Source organism: Aeromicrobium sp. JP4 (assembly GCF_054957925.1).
On record NZ_CM143290.1, the window covers coordinates 2004795 to 2022677 of the forward strand.

18 protein-coding genes are annotated in these 17883 nt (G+C 71.4%); 5 read left to right on the forward strand and 13 right to left on the reverse strand.

The features are described 5' to 3' along the window. Positions 1-208: 208 nt before the first annotated feature. Together ACY1JX_RS09815 and ACY1JX_RS09820 are read left to right on the forward strand one after the other, a co-directional pair. A complete protein-coding gene (locus ACY1JX_RS09815) occupies positions 209-1519 on the forward strand; it encodes an MATE family efflux transporter (RefSeq protein ID WP_462563866.1) in 1311 nt (436 codons plus the stop codon). A 63-nt stretch (positions 1520-1582) separates the two neighbouring features. Next, on the forward strand, positions 1583-1981 hold the full coding sequence (locus ACY1JX_RS09820) for a hypothetical protein (RefSeq protein WP_181753621.1): 399 nt from the start codon (positions 1583-1585) through the stop codon (positions 1979-1981). Between the two features lie 84 nt (positions 1982-2065). Here the strand turns inward: ACY1JX_RS09820 and ACY1JX_RS09825 are convergent, their stop codons facing one another. The 12 genes from ACY1JX_RS09825 to ACY1JX_RS09880 form a co-directional block, all read right to left on the reverse strand. Then, positions 2066-2845, reverse strand: a complete 780-nt coding sequence (locus ACY1JX_RS09825) for a siderophore-interacting protein (RefSeq protein WP_462563868.1) — start codon at positions 2843-2845, stop codon at positions 2066-2068. Continuing rightward, a complete protein-coding gene (locus ACY1JX_RS09830) occupies positions 2845-4536 on the reverse strand; it encodes an ABC transporter family substrate-binding protein (protein ID WP_462563869.1) in 1692 nt (563 codons plus the stop codon). Before ACY1JX_RS09830 ends, ACY1JX_RS09825 begins: the two co-directional genes overlap by 1 nt. Then, positions 4533-4979, reverse strand: coding sequence for a 50S ribosomal protein L9 (gene rplI / locus ACY1JX_RS09835; RefSeq protein WP_078699657.1), 447 nt, complete (start codon positions 4977-4979; stop codon positions 4533-4535). The genes ACY1JX_RS09830 and rplI overlap by 4 nt, the downstream gene beginning before the upstream one ends. An 18-nt stretch (positions 4980-4997) precedes the next feature. Continuing rightward, the gene (gene rpsR / locus ACY1JX_RS09840) at positions 4998-5234 is read right to left on the reverse strand and encodes a 30S ribosomal protein S18 (RefSeq protein WP_067861076.1); all 237 of its coding nucleotides are present in this window, start codon (positions 5232-5234) and stop codon (positions 4998-5000) included. A 36-nt stretch (positions 5235-5270) separates the two neighbouring features. Next, positions 5271-5858, reverse strand: coding sequence for a single-stranded DNA-binding protein (locus ACY1JX_RS09845; RefSeq protein WP_078699656.1), 588 nt, complete (start codon positions 5856-5858; stop codon positions 5271-5273). Between the two features lie 75 nt (positions 5859-5933). Continuing rightward, the gene (gene rpsF, locus ACY1JX_RS09850) at positions 5934-6227 is read right to left on the reverse strand and encodes a 30S ribosomal protein S6 (RefSeq protein ID WP_078701340.1); all 294 of its coding nucleotides are present in this window, start codon (positions 6225-6227) and stop codon (positions 5934-5936) included. A gap of 127 nt (positions 6228-6354) precedes the next feature. After that, positions 6355-8913: an ABC transporter permease gene (locus ACY1JX_RS09855; RefSeq protein ID WP_286930680.1), complete on the reverse strand. Its 2559-nt coding sequence runs from the start codon at positions 8911-8913 to the stop codon at positions 6355-6357. Between the two features lies 1 nt (position 8914). After that, positions 8915-9658, reverse strand: a complete 744-nt coding sequence (locus ACY1JX_RS09860; RefSeq protein WP_078699654.1) for an ABC transporter ATP-binding protein — start codon at positions 9656-9658, stop codon at positions 8915-8917. A 51-nt stretch (positions 9659-9709) separates the two neighbouring features. Beyond that, on the reverse strand, positions 9710-10783 hold the full coding sequence (gene mgrA / locus ACY1JX_RS09865; protein ID WP_462563870.1) for an L-glyceraldehyde 3-phosphate reductase: 1074 nt from the start codon (positions 10781-10783) through the stop codon (positions 9710-9712). Between the two features lie 40 nt (positions 10784-10823). Continuing rightward, complete coding sequence (locus ACY1JX_RS09870) at positions 10824-11666, reverse strand: transglutaminase family protein (RefSeq protein WP_462563871.1); 843 nt, start codon at positions 11664-11666, stop codon at positions 10824-10826. Then, positions 11663-12589 (reverse strand): alpha-E domain-containing protein, encoded by a 927-nt coding sequence (locus ACY1JX_RS09875; protein WP_181753608.1) that lies wholly within the window; start codon positions 12587-12589, stop codon positions 11663-11665. Before ACY1JX_RS09875 ends, ACY1JX_RS09870 begins: the two co-directional genes overlap by 4 nt. Next, a complete protein-coding gene (locus tag ACY1JX_RS09880; RefSeq protein WP_286930684.1) occupies positions 12589-14118 on the reverse strand; it encodes a circularly permuted type 2 ATP-grasp protein in 1530 nt (509 codons plus the stop codon). Before ACY1JX_RS09880 ends, ACY1JX_RS09875 begins: the two co-directional genes overlap by 1 nt. 104 nt (positions 14119-14222) lie before the next feature. Here ACY1JX_RS09880 and ACY1JX_RS09885 point away from each other — a divergent pair, with 104 nt between their 5' ends. After that, the gene (locus ACY1JX_RS09885; RefSeq protein WP_181753607.1) at positions 14223-14657 is read left to right on the forward strand and encodes an HNH endonuclease; all 435 of its coding nucleotides are present in this window, start codon (positions 14223-14225) and stop codon (positions 14655-14657) included. Between the two features lie 12 nt (positions 14658-14669). Here ACY1JX_RS09885 and ACY1JX_RS09890 read toward each other — a convergent pair whose 3' ends face one another. Continuing rightward, entirely contained in the window at positions 14670-15560 is an 891-nt protein-coding gene (locus ACY1JX_RS09890; protein ID WP_286930685.1) for a siderophore-interacting protein, read from the reverse strand. Positions 15561-15672: 112 nt separating this feature from the next. Between ACY1JX_RS09890 and ACY1JX_RS09895 the strand changes: the two genes are divergently transcribed. Together ACY1JX_RS09895 and ACY1JX_RS09900 are read left to right on the forward strand one after the other, a co-directional pair. Beyond that, positions 15673-16785, forward strand: coding sequence for a lipid II:glycine glycyltransferase FemX (locus tag ACY1JX_RS09895; protein WP_462563872.1), 1113 nt, complete (start codon positions 15673-15675; stop codon positions 16783-16785). Positions 16786-16841: 56 nt separating this feature from the next. Beyond that, a complete protein-coding gene (locus ACY1JX_RS09900; protein WP_462563873.1) occupies positions 16842-17876 on the forward strand; it encodes an alanine racemase in 1035 nt (344 codons plus the stop codon). The last annotated feature ends 7 nt before the right edge of the window (positions 17877-17883 follow it).

Below are 17883 nucleotides of genomic sequence, written 5' to 3' on the forward strand. Positions count from 1 at the left end.
GTGTGCACAGTCGGTGGACCACCCTGTGGAAAGCCTTGTGTGGCACAGGTCACATATGCCTCTGACCTGCGGAAACGTGAGTCACAAGGTGTGGAACGAACATGGTGGGGTGTGATTTTCGCCGTCCGAGTTTTCCACGGCGGCTACCACGAGGACCGCCGACATGTCGATAAATCCACCACATTCGTCACAGGAGTATCGTCGCCCCGTGCGGAACGCCTCTCTCGACCGTCGGATCCTGGCCATCACCGTCCCGGCGTTCGCCGCGCTGATCTGCGAGCCCCTCATGCTGATGGCCGACACGGCCATCGTCGGCCACCTCGGGCGCGCCGAGCTGGCCGCTCTCGGCGCCGCCTCCACCATCCTGTCGACGGTCGTCGGCCTGTGCGTCTTCCTCGCCTACGGGAGCACCGCCACCGTCGCCCGGCACCAGGGCGCGGGCGACGAACGGCGGGCCCTCGAGGCGGCCCTCGGCGGCGTCTGGCTGGCCCTGCTCATCGGCATGGCGCTCGGGACACTGGCCGCCCTCACGGCCCGCCCGCTGGGTGCGGCCCTGGCCAGCTCCGACCGCGTCGCGGACCTCACCGCCGACTACCTGCTGGTCGCGGCCGCCAGCATCCCCGCGGTCCTGCTCGTCCTCGCCGCCACCGGGGCGCTGCGTGGCGTGCTCGACCTGCGCACGCCCCTCGTCGTCATGATCATCGCCAACGTCCTCAACGTCGTGCTGACCGTCGCGCTGGTCTACGGAGCGGACCTCGGCATGCGCGGCGCTGCGCTCGGACTCGTGCTGGCGCAGTGGGCCGCCGCGCTGGCCCTCGTCGGGCAGGTGATCCGCCGCAGCCGGCACACGCACGCCTCGGCCCGGCTGCAGTGGCCTGACGTCGCGCGGGCCGGGCGCGACGGCGTCCCTCTGCTGCTGCGCACGCTGAGCCTGCGGGCCGTCCTGCTGCTGGCCACGCTCGTCGCGGCCGGCTTCGGCGACGCCTCGCTGGCCGCCCACCAGATCGCCACCACGATCGTGATGCTCCTGGCCTTCGCGCTCGATGCCTTCGCGATCGCCGCCCAGACGCTCACCGGCCACTCCCTCGGCGCCGGCGACGCCGAGGAAACCCGCGAGGTCACCCGGCGCGTCATCGCGTGGGGCTTCGGGTTCGGCCTGGCCGCGGGCGTCCTGCTCGCCGTGTCCGCTCCCTGGGTCGCCCGCGCCTTCAGCCCCGACGCCGACGTCCGGGCGGCCGCCGTCCCGGCCCTGCTGATCGTCGCGGCGATCCAACCGCTCTCGGGCGTGGTCTTCGTGCTCGACGGCGTGCTGATCGGCGCTGGCGACGGGGTCTACCTGGCGTGGGCCGGGCTCGTCGCACTGCTGATCTATGCACCCGTCGCACTGTGGATCCGCGAGACCGACGCCGGCTTCACGTGGCTCTGGGGCGCCTATGCCCTCTTCCAGGCGACGCGGTGGGTGACGCTGTGGGTCCGGCAGCGCGGCGACCGCTGGCTGGTCCTGGGCGCCGCCCGCTGAACCCACGCCGAACGTTCACCTGCGTTTCAGGTGGTTGACAGGTTCGGGGGCTTCCGTGGAGGCATGAGCATTCCCGTCCTGCGGACCATCCCGCGACTCGCCCGTTCCGGCTCCGACCGCGTCGGGCGCGTGTACGTCCTCACCACCGACGAGCTCGCCGGCGTCCTGCGTGAGACCGGGCCCCTCGAGGTCGTCTCGCACGAGGGCCTGCGCAGCCACATCGTGCGCGGCACGACGCGCCCCGCGGGCCGGCGGCTCCCCGGCCGTCGCCGCCAGGTGCCGTGCGGCGACGTCGAGCGCACCGAGCTCGACCTCCCGAACGGCACCGCGTGGCTCGACCGCGAGCTGGGCACCGACCGGATCATGGTGCGCACGTGGGCACCTCGCGACGGCTCCGAGCTCGACCAGACGCTGTGGTGGCAGGGTCACCCGGTCGCGGCCCGGCTGCCCGAGGCCGCCTGAGCCGACCGAACGAGGTTTCCTGTCACTTCACGAGGTTCGCGAACCACGTTCAGTGACAGCTTCCCCGGTTAACCGGGGAAACTGTCACCGGCGCCAGTACCCCGTGGCGTCGAGGCAGTCGCGGGGGACGCCGCGGTCGTCGGCGAGGTGACGGCGGACCTGCCGGACGGCGCCGGCCTCGCCGGCCACCCAGCAGAAGGTGGGGACGTCCGGCCACGGCAGGGCGCGGACGGCGTCGATCCAGGCCTCGGCACCGTGCACCCAGCGCACCGTGACGCCCGGCAGCGCGGGCAGGTCCTGAATCCCCTCGGGGGACGCCACCTCGATCACGACGTCGGCAGCCATCGAGCCGGGCCAGGCGTCGAGCAGGCGCGCGATCGCCGGGAGGGCGGTCTCGTCGGCGGCCAGCACCATCCGCTCGATGCCGGTGGGCAGGAGCAGCGAGCGCGTGGGGCCGACGATCCACGCCGGGTCGCCCGGGGTGGCGCGCCGTGCCCAGCCGGCCGCGAACCCGCCCTCGTGGAGCACGAAGTCGAGGTCGAGCTCGCCGCCGGCGAACCGTCGCGGCGTGTAGTCCTTGGCCACCGGGCGCCCGCCCGCGCCGCCCCACTCGAGCCGGTCGGGACCCTGCACCGGCAGCGGAGGCCGGTCGGTGCCCTCGAGCGGCACCAGCAGCTTCACATGGTCGTCGAAGCCCTCAGAGCGGAACGCCGCCGCAGTGCCTCCGGCGACGGCGAACTCCTCGAGCTGCTCACCCGCGAGGGTCACGCGGCGCGTGGTGGGCGTGACGTCGGCGACGCGCACGACGCGCAGCTCGCGCAGGATCGTGGGCCAGGCCACCGCCTCGCGCCGGGTGCGCGCCATCAGTCACCCTTCTTCGCCGCGAATCCGACGGTGGTCCAGTCGAGCTGCCCCAGCGCGGAGGGGCCCAGGTTGCGCACCGTGGGATCGACGGCCTGGACGTCGGGCATCACGGCCAGCGGCAGGATCGACGCCTGGGCCCGCGCGACCTTGTCGACCTTTGCGATCGCGTCGGCCCGCTTGGCATCGTCCAGCTCCTCGATCGCCGCGTCGAACGCCTTCCCCGTGGCCTTGGACGACTTGCCGGTGAAGTTCATCGGGCTGTCGATCGGGGTGAACAGCCGCTTCGTGTCACCGAGGTCGAACGGCCCGACCTGCCACGCGAACGTGGTGAGGTCGAACTTGAGCGGGATCACGAACTTCTCGAAGAAGGTGGCACCGGGGACCGTGGTGACCTTGACCCGGACGCCGACCTCGGACAGGTCCTCGGCGATCGCCTCGGCTCGCTGGACCGCGCCCGAGCGGGTGTCGGGGACCGGCAGGGTGAGGACGAGCGGGCGGCCCTTGCGCACCACCGGACCCGTGCCGTCCTTGCGCCGCCAGCCCGCCCTCGCGAGGAGCTTCTGGGCCTTCGCGACGTCGCGGGCGATCGGGGCGGTGTCCCGGTAGCCGACCTGACCGGGCAGCAGGGCCACCGAGGTCATCGGGTCGGTGGGCACGCCGTACCGCTTCGACGTGTCGTCGACGATCCCGGCCGAGTCGACCGCGAGTGTCACGGCGCGGCGGACGTCGGCGTCCTCGAGCGGGCCGGCGCCGCCGTTGATCGTGAGGTGCGACCACTCCGAGCCACGGGAGGCGCGCAGGTCGGCCTTCGCGAGGTCGGCTCGGGTGGCCGGCGTGACCGGGGCGGACTCGAGCTCGCCGGCCAGGAACGCCTGGGCGAGCACGTCCTCCTCGCCGATCCGCCAGACAATGGAGTCCAGTCGCGGCGCGCGGCCCCACCACCGCGGGTTGCGCTCGAGGGTGATCGTGCCGGTGCGGCGCTCGATCTTCGAGACGAGGTAGGGACCGTTGGCCGAGGGCGCCTTGGCGGTCATGCCGCGGTTGAACCGGTCAGCCGACTTCGTGTGGGCCTTCGGCAGCGTGGGGTAGACGGCGGCGGGCCAGTCGGCGGTGGGCTCCTCGAAGACCACGTCGTACGCGAACTTCCCGTCGGGCTCGACGGCCTCGACGAGGTCGTAGACGGGGGGCGCCGCCGCGGCGTAGTCGTCGTCCTGCAGCGCGGCCACCCACGCGACCATGTCGGCCGAGGTGATCGCGGTGCCGCCCTGCCAGACCGCCTTGCGGTTGAGCTCGACGCGGACGGTCAGCGGATCACGGTCGGTGACCTCCACGCTGGTGGCGTAGTCGGGGTCGGCCGACCACGAGCCGTCCTCGGCCACCCGCACGGCACCGCCGAGGGTGGGATCGAGGATCTGCGGCGCCGTGCTGGCGACGCCGTCGGTGTGCACGGGGTTGAAGTTCGCCGGGAACGACGAGACGCCCAGGCGCAGGGTGCCGCCGTCGCGGACCTCGTCGGCCTCGGCCGGACGCAGGTCGGACATCGGCAGCGACGTGTCCTCGGCGGGCTTCTTCTCGGGCGCGGCGTCGTCGTCACCGCCGCCGAGACAGCCGGCGAGCAGCAGGCCCGCCAGCGCCCCGACAGCAAGGCGCCGGGCCCCGCGTGAAGCGGGACCCGGCGTCTTGGGAATCACTTGGAGGCGACGACGTTCAGCTTGACCGTCGCAGCGACCTCGGGGTGCACGCGGACGGAGACCGTGTGCGCGCCGAGGCTCTTGATCGGGTTGCCGACCTCGATCCGACGCTTGTCGACCTTGACGCCGGCCTCGGCCAGCGCGTTGGCGATGTCGGTGACGGTGACGGCGCCGAAGAGGCGACCGCCCTCACCGGCGTGGGCGGGGACGTTGATCGCGGACGACTCGAGGTTGCCCTTGATCGACTGCGCGGTCTCGAGGTCGTGCACGGCGCGCGCGTCGCGAGCAGCCTTGATCGACTCGACCTGCTTGGCGCCGCCCTTCGTCCAACGGATGGCGAAGTTGCGCGGCAGCAGGAAGTTGCGGCCGTAGCCGTCCTTGACCTCGACGATGTCGCCGGGCTGGCCGAGGTTCGTGACCTCGTGCGTGAGGATGAGCTTCATCTGTTCTGTGCTCCTGACTCAGCGACCGCTGGACGTGTAGGGCAGCAGCGCCATCTCGCGCGCGTTCTTGATCGCCTTGGCGATCTGGCGCTGCTCCTGGACGGAGACGCCGGTGACGCGACGGGCGCGGATCTTGCCGCGGTCGGAGATGAACTTGCGCAGCAGCGCAGTGTCCTTGTAATCGATGGTGGTGACGCCGGCGGCCGCGAGCGGGTTGCTCTTCTTCTTCGGCTTCCGGACAACGGGCTTGGCCATGATGCTCCTGGAAATGTTCTTGCTACGTGTGATGGATCAGAAGGGGGGCTCGTCGTTGGAGCCGCCGGCGTTGCCGCCGCCGCCCCAGGGGTCGTTGCCCCCGGAAGGCTGCTGCGGCGCGGAGGGCTGGGCCCACGCGCTGGCATCGGACTGCTGACCGCCCTGCTGGCCGCCACCGAAACCTCCGGAGTTGCCGCCGGCGTTGCCGCCGAAGCCTCCGGAGTTGTTGCCGCCGAAGCCGCCCTGGCCGCCGCCGCCACCCGACGTGCGGGTGACCTGTGCGGTGGCGTTGCGCAGCGACGGACCGACCTCGTCGACCGTCATCTCGACGCTCGTGCCACGACCGCCGTCCTGACGCTCGTACTCACGGACCTTCAGCGCACCGGTCACGATGACGCGGGTGCCCTTGGTCAGCGAGCCGGCGACGTTCTCGGCCAGCTGGCGCCAGGCCGAGCAGCGGATGAACAGCGTGTCGCCGTCCTTCCACTCGTTCGTCTGACGGTCGAACGTGCGCGCGGTGGACGCGACGGTGAAGTCGGCGACTGCCGCGCCCGACGGCGTGAAACGCAGTTCGGGGTCGCGGGTCAGGTTGCCGACGAGGGTGATGGTGGTTTCGCCTGCCATGGATCAGCCTTCTCTCGAGGTGCTCTCGCGACGAGTGTGTCGGATTCGGGGGACGGAATCACTCCGTCCACAGAATCACTTCACGTCGGGACGCGTGACCTTCGTACGAACGACGGACTCGTTCAGGGAGAGCTGACGGTCCAGCTCCTTGACCGAGGCGGGCTCGGCGGACAGACCGACGACGGCGTAGATGCCCTCGGACTTCTTGTTGATCTCGTAGGCGAGACGGCGCTTGCCCCAGACGTCGATCGCATCGACCGAGCCGCCGTCGGCGACGACCGTGTTGTTGAGGTAGGTCGAGAGGCTCTTCTCGACGGAACGCTCATCGATGTCGGCGTCGAGGATGACCATGACTTCGTACTTGCGCAGTGACACTGCGGATCTCCTTTGGACTGAGCGGTGACGGGCTTTCCGTCACAGGAGGGTGTTGCCTCGAACGGCAACCTCACGAGTCTAGCAGCGGCCCGTCGTTCCGGACCAATCCGACGGTCGACCGTTACTCGCCCGTGATGGCGCGCAGGACGTCGAGCTTCGCCGCACGCCGCGCGGGCAGCACCGCCGCGAGGACGCCCACGAGCGCCGACACCACGACGAACACCGCCAGGGAGCCTGACGGGATCGCCAGGTCGCTGATGCCGTCGTCGGCGAACGACCGCTGCAGCGCGATGCCGAAGAGCAGGCCCGCGCCGATGCCGAGGACGGCACCGAGGATCGCGATCGCCACCGACTCCAGGCGCACCATCCGGCGCAGCTGGGGGCGCGTGAGCCCGACGGCACGCAGCAGGCCGATCTCGCGCGTGCGCTCGATGACGCTCAGCGCCAGCGTGTTGATGATGCCGAGCACCGCGATCACGATCGCCAGGCCGAGCAGGGCGTAGATCAGGTAGAGCAGGGTGTTGACCTGCGAGCGCTGCGCCTCGGCGTAGCTCTCCTTGTCCTGGACGACGATCGTGGGGTTCTCGCCCACCGCGCGCTCGAGGTTGGCGCGCACCGTGCGCGTGCCCGTGCCCGGCTCGGCGTTGAGCGCCAGCGTCGTGTCGCCGCGCTTGATGCCCGCCGTGGTGACGGTGGACAGCGGCACGACCGCCTGGCCGACGATGTTGCTGTCGGAGTAGACGCCGGTGACCGTGCCCTCGACCTTGCCCGTGCTGAACGACAGCTCGACGACGTCGCCCACGGTGCGGCCGAGCGACTCGGCGAGCGACTCGCTCAGGGCGATCGTGCCGTCCGCCGCCGGGGCCTCTCCCGCGGTGTAGTCGAGGTCGAAGACCGAGCCCAGCTGCACCGGGTCGGTGGCCGACGCGAAGACCTGCGAGCCGTCGGCACGGAACACGATCGCCTGCACGGGAGCGACGCCCGCGACACCGGGCACCTCGGAGACCTTCTTGGAGATCTCCGGCGAGAACGGCTGCCCGCTCACGTTCTGGATCACGAAGTCGGCGGAGAACTCGCGATCGACGCCGGCGTCGATCGACTTGTTGATGGAGGCGCCCAGGATCGACATCGTGGTGACCAGCGCCAGGCCGATCATCAGCGCCGAGGCCGTGGCCGCCGTGCGCCGCGGGTTGCGGCGGGCGTTCTGCGCCGCCAGCTTGCCGACCGACTTGTACAGCAGCCGGTACAGCGCACCGAAGACCGCGAGCACGGGGGTGGCGATGATGGGGCTGCCGAGCGCCACGGCCATGAGCACGCAGAAGATGCCGGCACCGACCCAGGCGATCGGCTGGGGGACGTCGAGCCACGAGCCGGCCGCCATCGCCCCGGCGCCGACGAGGCCGAAGAGCAGCGCCAGCACGAGTCGCCACCGCAGCGACGACTCGGGCATCGCGATCTCGTCGCGCATCGCGGCCACCGGCGGCACCCGCGCCGCCCGGCGCGCCGGGATCCACGCGGCGAGCATCGTCACGAGCACGCCCACGACGTAGGCGAGCACGATCGTGCGTGTCCGGAACACCAGGGCGGTGCCCGACAGGTCGAGCCCGAAGTTGCTGAACAGCACCTTGAGCAGCATCGCCAGGGCGAAGCCCAGCGCCAGTCCCAGCGTGGAGCCGATGATGCCGATGACGAAGGCCTCGGTCAGCACCGACCGGCTCACCTGTCGGCGGGACGCGCCGAGGGCCCGCAGCAGGGCCAGCTCGCGGCTGCGCTGCGCGACCAGGATCGAGAACGTGTTGACGATGAGGAACGTGCCCACCACGAGGGCGATGCCGGCGAACACGAGCAGGAAGGTGTTGAGGAAGCCGAGCAGCTGGTCGAAGAGGTCCTTGGACTCCTGCGCGACGAAGTCGCCGGTGACCGCCTCGGTCCCCTCCGGGATGACCTCCGCGACCTGGTCGGCGACCTGCTGCTGCGTGGCTCCGGGCTTGGCCTCGACCTGGATGACGCTGTACGCGTCCTGGCCATCGAGGAAGTACTTCTGGGCGCTCACGTCGTCGAACATCACGAGCGTCGCGCCGGCCAGGCCGCCGGAGGTGAAGTCGAAGATGCCGACCAGCTCGGCCTTGAGGATCGGCGGGTCGCTGGGCAGCGCGATCTTGGCGGTGTCGCCGATGCGGTAGCCGGCGACCTCGGCCGAGCGCGCGTCGAGCGCGATCTCCCCCTCCTTCGCGGGAGGGCGGCCGCCGTTCCAGCTCAGCATCTGCTCGCCCGCGGCGTTGGGGATCGGGTCGGCCGGGCCCGCGTTGAGCGCGATGGTCGGGGCGCCCGTGCCGCCGAGGAGCCGGTTGTTCTTCTTGACCACGAAGAGGCCACCGCCGTTGACGGCACCTTCGGCGCGCGCCACGTCGGGCAGCGCCGCGACCTGGCCGACGACCGAGGCCGGGATGGTGCGTGCCTCCCGGTTGACGCTCATCGCGACCGCGTCGCCCTCGCCGGTCTGCGGGCGCACGGCGACGTCGGTGACGGTGCCCAGCGCGATCTGGTCGAAGCTCTTGCCGATCGTGTCGGTGAACACGAGCGATCCGGAGAGGAACGCGATGCCCAGCACGATCGCGAAGGCGCTCAGGAAGAGGCGGACCTTGCGGGCTACGAGGTTGCGCCAGGTGACTCGGCGCACGTCACGCGCCGATCCGGCGCTGCACCACGCTCATGCGCTCCAGCACCTTCTCCGCCGTGGGGTGACGCAGCTCGGAGACCACGCGGCCGTCGGCGAGGTAGACCACGCGGTCGGTGTAGCTGGCCGCGACGGGGTCGTGGGTCACCATGACGATCGTCTGGCCGAACTCGTCGACGCTGCGACGCAGGAACGAGAGCACCTCGGCGCCCGACGTGGAGTCGAGGTTTCCGGTGGGCTCGTCGGCGAACACGATCGAGGGTCGGCTGACGAGCGCGCGAGCGCAGGCCACGCGCTGCTGCTGGCCGCCCGACATCTCGTTGGGGCGGTGCTTGAGTCGGTCGGCGAGGCCGACGGCGTCGATGACGTTGCGGTACCACTTCTCGTCGGGCTTGCGACCGGCGATCGACAGCGGCAGCAGGATGTTCTCCTCGGCCGTCAGCGTGGGCACGAGGTTGAAGGCCTGGAAGACGAAGCCGATCTTCTCGCGCCGCATCACGGTGAGCGCCTTGTCGTCGAGCTTGGCCAGCGTGGTGGGTCCGATCGTCACCCGGCCGCCGTCGGGAGTGTCCAGCGCGGCCATGCAGTGCATGAGCGTGGACTTGCCCGAGCCCGACGGACCCATGACGGCGGTGAACTCACCCTCGTAGATCTCCAGTGAGACTCCGTCGAGCGCACGGACCTGCGCATCGCCCTTGCCGTAGGTCTTCGTCAGCTCGTGCGCGTGCGCCGCGACGGTCTTCTCCATGGGCAGAGCCTAGGCGAGAAAACCTGAGTTCCGGCACGGGGTCACTCAGAGTTACACGATGTGAGCCGAACCACCCCACAGATCGACCCGCGCGTCGGCGTCGTGGCCGACCAGCTCGTCGATCCGCTCGAGCTCCTCGGTGGTGAAGTCGGTGTGGGCCGCGGCGGCGACGTTCTCGTCGAGCTGCTTCGTGCTGGAGGCGCCGATGAGGGCCGACGTGGCCGCCCCCGGGCGCAGCACCCACGCGATCGCGAGCTGCGCGAGGGACTGCCCGCGCTCGCGGGCCACGTCGGCCAGCCCGCGCAGGCGGTCGCGGTTCGCCTCGACCACGGAGTCGTCGAAGGACGACCGCCCGCCGGAGCGCTCGACCGGCTCGTCGCCGAGGTAGCGGTCGGTCAGCAGGCCCTGCGCCAGCGGCGTGAAGGCGATCGATCCCATGCCGGTGTCCTCGAGGGTGTCGAGGAGCTCGTCCTCGACCCAGCGGTTCACCATCGAGTAGGCGGGCTGGTGAATCACGAGCGGTGTGCCGAGGTCGGCCGCGACCTCCGCGGCCCGGCGGGTGCGCTCGGCCGAGTAGGACGAGATGCCCACGTAGAGCGCCTTGCCCTGGCGCACGGCTGTGTCGAGCGCGCCGACCGTCTCCTCCACGGGGGTGTCCGGGTCGGCTCGGTGCGAGTAGAAGATGTCGACGTGGTCCAGGCCCATCCGCTGGAGTGACGCGTCGAGGCTGGACAGCAGGTACTTGCGCGAGCCGAGGAACCCGTAGGGGCCGGGCCACATGTCCCAGCCGGCCTTCGTCGAGATGACCAGCTCGTCGCGGTAGGGGGCGAAGTCGCCGCGCATCATCCGGCCGAAGTTCTCCTCGGCCGAGCCGTACGGAGGGCCGTAGTTGTTGGCCAGGTCGAAGTGCGTGATGCCGAGGTCGAACGCGTGACGGAGCACCTCACGCTGCGTGTCGAAGGTGCGGTTGTCACCGAAGTTCCACCACAGCCCGAGGCTGATCGGCGGCAGCAGCAGCCCGGACCGGCCCACGCGGCGGTACTCCAGCCCTTGGTAACGATCGGCGTCAGCCTGCCAGGGGCGGTTCGTCTCGGGAACGCGGTTGCGGGTCCAGTCGGTGCTCATGGGTCCACGGTAGGGCGCACCCACGACACCGGCGACCGGGTCAGGCCAGGCGGGTGATCTCGACCTCGACGGTGGTGCTGACCTCGCCATCGGTGGAGTAGATGCCGCGCAGGTTGGGGTTGTCGTCGAAGTCGCGTCCGCGCGAGACCACGATGTGGCGCTCGCCGGGGGCCTCGCCGTTCGTGACGTCCCAGCCCACCCAGCGACCGTCCCACCACTCGAGCCACGCGTGCGGCTCGGCCGCGACCGGGGCGTCGACCTGCGGGTCGGCCTCGGGGTGGACGTAGCCGGCCACGAAGCGCGCCGGGATGTTCACGTGGCGCAGGGCGCCGATCGCGATGTGCGTGATGTCGTGCGTGACGCCCCGGCCGGTCTCCCACGCCTCCTCGGAGGTGGCGCTGACGTGGGTGGCGGCGACGAGCCGCGTGACGCGGGTGCGCAGCAGCTCCACCACCCGCTCGACGTAGGCGCCCGGGGTGGGGGCGTCGGCGCGGATCGCGTCGAGCTCGGTCACGAGCGACGGCGCGGGACGCACCTTGTCCTGCTGGTGCACGAACTCGCAGTAGCGGTCGAGGGTGTTCGGGTCGAGGGCGTCCCAGCCGATCGACTCGCCGGGCTCGGCGGGGTCGGCCGTGTCGACCACCGAGGTGGCCACGACCGTGAGCTCGTCGTGCGGCTCGGTGACCTCGAACGCCGTCACCGTGGCGCCCCAGTAGTCGCGGTACTCCTGCGACCACGCGGTGGGTGCGATCTCCAGGCGCGTGCGCCGCACGTACTGGTGGGCGGTGGTCTGCGGCGTCAGCCGCGCCTCGCTGTAGGAGGCCACGGTCGGCTCGGAGTACGTGTACGTGGTCGCATGGCGGACCCTCATCCTCAGGCTCACAGCGACACCCGTCCTCTCCAGCTGTGCCAGTCCTCCTGGGCGAAGTAGCGCGCGGTGATCGCGTCGCTCGCAGCCGAGCAGGCGCGCTGCAGGCGCTCCATCTCGACCGGCATGGTCTCGAGGATCTCGTTCAGCGGGCGGTACTCGATCTCGGTGCGGGCCCGCCCGAGCAGGCGCAGGGCCTCGTCGGAGAAGCCCGCGCGGCGTCCGGTGACGTCGAGCCGGGTCAGGGCGCGCTCGGCCTCGCTCAGGCTGGAGATCAGCGACCGCGGGAACCAGCGGTCGAGCAGCAGGTACTCGGCCGAGGCGCTGTCGCGCTCGATGCCGCGGTACGTCCGCAGGAAGCTCTCGTAGCCGCCGCACGCACGCAGCGTGTTCTGCCACGCGATGCCCGACGCCCCGGCGCTGGCCGCGGTGGACAGCAGGCGCGCGGTCATGTCGGTGCGCTCGATGTTGCGGCCCAGCACGTAGAAGTACCAGCCCTGGTCGCGCGGCATGGAGTCGTCGGCGGTGCCGGCGATCATCGCGGTGCGGCGGCGGACCCAGTTGAACATCTCCGCCGGACGCATCGAGGTGGCCGCCGGGACGCCCTGCCAGGTGGTGTTGATCGCGGACCAGACGTCGGTGGACAGCGTCTCGCGGGCACTGCGGGCGGCCTCACGCATCGACCCGATGACCGACGCGATCGAGCTCGATGACTTCTGGTCGTAGGCGAGCAGGTCGAGCATCGACCAGCGGTTCGGCACGCCCTCGAAGCCCTCGATGCCCATCACCGCGAAGAGCTGCTGGCAGCTGGTGACCTCGTCGATGGCGGGGTCCTCGACCAGCATCTGCATCTGCACGTCGAGCAGGCGCGCCGTGTCGTCGGCGCGCTCGAGGTAGCGGCCGATCCAGAAGAGGGACTCGCCGATCCGGCTGAGCATCAGCCCTCACCCCTCAGCGGCGCGTTGATGGGCGCCATCGTCTGGGTCTGGGTGACCGGGTCGAGGTCGTCGTCGGGCTCCTCGATCGGCTCGGTGGGCCGGGCCAGCACCCACGTGTCCTTCGAGCCGCCACCGCGGCTGGAGTTCACGATGAGCTCGCCCTCGGGCAGCGCGACGCGGGTGAGGCCGCCGGGCAGCACCCACACGTCGTCGCCGTCGTTGACCGCGAACGGGCGCAGGTCGACGTGGCGGGGACGGATCCCGTCCTCGACGAGCGTGGGGACGGTGGACAGCGAGATCACCGGCTGGGCGATCCAGTCGCGGGGCGCGGCGATCACCTTGGCGCGCAGCTCGTCGAGCTCCTCGCTGGTGGCCGCCGGACCGATGACGATGCCCTTGCCGCCAGAGCCGTCGACGGGCTTGAGCACGAGCTCGTGGAGCCGGTCGAGGACCTCCTCCCGCTGCTCGTCGTCGCCGCAGCGCCACGTGTCGACGTTGCGCAGGATCGGCTCCTCGTGGAGGTAGTACCGGATCAGGTCGGGCACGTAGGTGTAGAGCAGCTTGTCGTCGGCCACGCCGTTGCCGACCGCGTTCGCGATCGTGACGTTGCCGGCCCGCGCGGCGTTGATGAGGCCGGGGACGCCGAGCGAGGAGTCGGCGCGGAACGCCAGCGGGTCGAGGAAGTCGTCGTCGATGCGGCGGTAGATGACGTGCACCGGGGCCAGCCCGTCGGTGGTGCGCATCATGACGCGGCCGCCGTGGCAGACCAGGTCGCGGCCCTCCACCAGCTCGACGCCCATCGTGCGCGCCAGGAGGGTGTGCTCGAAGTAGGCCGAGTTGTAGACGCCCGGCGTCAGCACCACGACGGTGGGCTCGCTGACGCCCGCGGGCGCCGCGGCGCGCAGCGCCGACAGCAGCTGGCGCGAGTAGCGCGCCACGGGGCGGATGCGGTGGTCGGCGAAGACCTCCGGCAGGCCGCTCGACATCGCGCGGCGGTTCGTCATGACGTAGGAGACGCCCGACGGCACGCGCGCGTTGTCCTCCAGGACGCGGAAGTCGCCGGCGCCGTCGCGGATCAGGTCGATGCCCGAGACGTGGATGCGCACGCCGTTCGCGGGGTCGATCCCGGCGACGACGCGGTGGTAGTGGCTGGAGGTGACGACGGTCTCGCGCGGGACCACGCCGTCGCGGAACAGCTCACCCGCGCCGTACGCGTCGGCCAGGAACGCCTCGAGCGCCTTGACGCGCTGCTTCACGCCGGACTCCACCTCGTCCCACGCATCCGCCTCGATGATGCGGGGCACGATGTCGAGCGGGAAGGGACGCTCCTCGCCGGCCACGCCGAAGGTGATGCCCTGCTCGAGGTACGACGACGCGAGCCCGTCGGCGCGCTGGCGGACCTCCTCGGGAGGCATCTTCCCGAAGGCCGCGTGGACGGAGGAGTAGAGGTCGCGCAGACCCTCGTCGCCGTACATCTCGTCAAAGCCCGCGACGGGTCCGTATCCCTCGAACAGTTGCGCCTGGGTCACGGACTCCACCTTAGGGGCGGATTGTCACTTGCACGTTTCGGCCGCCGACGCTCCCGAAATGGCCTCTCGCGCGGTTACGCTTCGTAGCGGAAAGGGGCGCGCCCATGACCGCAGGTGACGTCTTGGTGCTCAACGCGAGCTACGAACCACTGCAGCGCGTGTCCCTGCGCCACGCCATCAAGATGCTGGTGCGCGAGGTGGCGGTCATCGAGGAGGCGGCCGACGACTCGTTCGGCCCGTTCCCGCGGCCCCGGGTCCTGCGCCTGGTGCGCTACGTCGTGGCGCGCTGGATGCACCGGCGCAGCCACCTGTGCACCAAGAGCGCGATCAAGGCCCGCGACCGCCGGTGCGCCTACTGCGGCGGCTCGGCCGAGACCGTCGACCACATCGTCCCGCGCTCGCGCGGCGGCGGGCTCACGTGGGAGAACGCCGTGGCCGCCTGCCTGCGCTGCAACCACAAGAAGGGCAACCGCACCCCCGCCGAGGCCGGCATGCCACTGCTCATCACCCCGGCGCGGCCCACGTCCTGGGTCGCCTGACCGGGGAATCGGTCAGAGGCCGACGGACTCGTAGATGTCGTCGAGCTCGTCGAGGTAGGCGCCCTCGTCCTCGCCGGCGCGCTGGTAGGCCTCCATCGCCTTGGCCTGGACCTGCTCGGCGACCTTCTCGTAGCGGGCGTTCCACTTCTCGGCGTCGATCTGCCAGTAGCCGCACGTGTAGAAGGAGGCCTGCGGCCAGCCGAGGTCGCGGCGCAACAGCTTGCGGGCGGCACGGCCGGCGCGAGCCTCGCCCGCGAGCCAGACGTAGCGACCCGTCGGATCGGCGGGCAGGTCACGCGCGCGGAGGGCGGCCTCGAGGGCGTCGGGGATGTCGTGGTCGTTCTCGACGACCTGCCACTGCACCGTCACGTCCGCGGTCGAGGGCAGCGGGACCTCGTCGGACGCGTCCTTGACCACCACGTGCACGTCGGCCCGGACGCCGGGCGCGAGGCCGCGCAGGATCCGCGCGAGCGCCGGGACGCCGGTCAGGTCGCACACGAACACCTGCTCAGTGGCGTCGGCCGGCGGGCGGTAGAGGCCGTGCGGCTCGAGCAGGCCGACTCGGTCGCCGGGCTCGCACGTGCGCGCCCAGTCGGAGCCGACCCCGTGGTCGTGCAGCGCGACGTCGACGTCCACGCGGACCCGGCCGTCGACGATGCGGTGGTCGGAGATCGTGTAGACCCGCGGCACCAGCTCCTCGGCGCCCTCGGGGTACGTGACCGACCAGTCCTCCCCGATCTCGGGCAGGACGACCGGGGCGTCGGGACGCGGCGGCAGCAGCAGGCGCACGTACTCGTCGGGGATGCCGGTGGACTGCCACTCGTCGATGTCCCCGAGGGTGATCGAGACGAGGTGCGGGGTCAGGACGCGTCGACCGAGGACGGTCGCGACAAAGGTCTTCACTGGGATCCTCCGATGCTCGGCCGCCGGGCGGCCCGGCCCGGATCGGCCTCCAGGCACGTCCGGGGTACTGCGTTAGGCCAGCCTAACAAACATCGTTGGATAGCCTCGAGCCGTGACCCTGCACGTACGGACCATCGGAGCCGAACAGCACCTGGCGTTCGTCGCCTCGCGCGGTTCGGCGAGTTTCCTGCAGACCCCCGCGTGGGCGGCGGTGAAGTCCGAGTGGCGGGGCGAGTCGATCGGCTGGTTCCGCGGCGACGAGCTGGTCGGCGCCGGTCTCGTGCTGTACCGGCAGGTGCCGAAGCTGAAGCGCTACCTGGCCTACCTGCCCGAGGGCCCCGTGCTCGACTGGAGCCACGACGTGCCCGAGGCGCTCGACGCGATGAGCGCCCACCTCAAGGCCAACGGCGCGTTCGGCATCCGCATGGGACCGGCCCTGGTGACCCGTCGCTGGGAGGCAGCCACCCTCAAGGCTGCCCTCGCCGACGACGTCCTGACCCGGCTCGGCGACGTCCCGGCCGACCACACCGACGACGCGGCGCTCGCCGTGGCCCAGCAGCTCCGCTCCCTCGGCTGGCGCGAGCAGGCGGCCGAGGGCGGCTTCTCCGCCGGCCAGCCCAAGTACAACTTCCAGGTGCCGCTCGCCGGCCGCACCGAGGATGTCGTCCTGGCCGGCATGAACCAGCTGTGGCGCCGCAACATCCGCAAGGCCGCCAAGCAGGGCGTCGAGGTCACCCTGGGCACCCGCGACGACCTCGCCGAGTTCCACCGCGTGTACGTCGAGACCGCCGAGCGCGACCACTTCACGCCACGACCGCTCTCGTACTTCCAGACGATGTGGGACGCGATGACCGCCGAGGACCCGCAGCGCCTGCGCCTCTACCTGGCCCGTCACGAGGGCGACCTCGTCGCCGCCACCACGCTCGTGCAGGTCGGCACCCACGCCTGGTACTCCTACGGCGCCTCCACCACCGCGAAGCGCGAGGTCCGCGGCTCGAACGCGGTGCAGTGGCAGATGATGCGCGACGCGCTCGCCGGCGGTGCCGAGGTCTACGACCTGCGCGGCATCACCGACACCCTCGACACCGACGACTCCCACGTGGGCCTGCTGCAGTTCAAGGTCGGCACCGGTGGTGAAGCCGTGGAGTACCTCGGCGAGTGGGACCTGCCGCTGAACCGCCCGCTGTACGCCGCGTTCACGGCCTACATGAAGCGTCGCGGCTGACCCGGACAGCGGCGGCCGAGGGCGGCTGCTCGGGTCAGGTCGGGAATGATGGGGCCATGGCGTTCGACCTCGAGATCCGTGCCGCCGACTGGCGCGCCCACCTGGCCACGACCCACGCCGCGCTGCCGGGCCTGGTCCCGGTGATCAAGGGGAACGGCTACGGGCTCGGCCGCCAGCGGCTCGCCCGCGAGGCCGGCGCGCTGGGACTCGAGACCATCGCCGCCGGCACCTACGAGGAGGCCGACGAGCTGCTCGGCGCCTTCACCGGCGACGTGCAGGTGCTGACGCCGTGGCGCCCCTTCTCCCGCCGCGTCGCCGATGCGCGCGTCGTGCACACGCTCGGACGCCTCGAGGACATCCCGGCGCTCGCCGCCCAGCTGCCCGGTGCCCGCGTCCTGGTCGAGATCGAGACCTCCATGGCACGTCACGGCTTCGACCGCCACCGCCTCACCGAGGCCGCCCGCGCCATCGCCGAGGCGGGACTCGTCGTGGAGGGCTTCGCGATGCACCTGCCGATGACCGGCGGGAACCTCGACGAGGCGCGGATGTGGAGCGCGGTCCTGGAGACCTCCGCGCTGGAGACGACCACGGTGTTCTGCTCGCACCTGACCGGGCCCCAGCTCGAACAGCTGCGGACCGAGCGACCGCAGCTGACCATCCGACCGCGCGTGGGCACGAGCCTGTGGCTCGGACGGCTCGACACGTTCAGCGTCCGCGCCACCGTGATGGACGTGCACACCATCCAGCGTGGCGAGCGGATCGGCTACCGCCAGGGCCGTGTCCCCCGGGCGGGCCACGTACTGGTGATCGCCGGGGGCACGAGCCACGGCATCGGCCTCGAGGCTCCGCGGGCGGTGACCGGCGTCGCCGGTCGCGGCAAGGCCGCGGCCAAGGGCGGCCTGGCGGCCGCGGGCCTGGCCCTGTCGCCGTTCACGATCGACGGGAAGCTGCGCTGGTTCGTCGAGCCGCCCCACATGCAGGCCAGCATGGTGCTGCTGCCCGAGGGCGCGACCGTCCCGGCCGTGGGCGACACCGTGCCGGCGCAGGTGCGCTACACGATCGCCAGCTTCGACACGATCCGCGAGGCCTGAGCCGAGC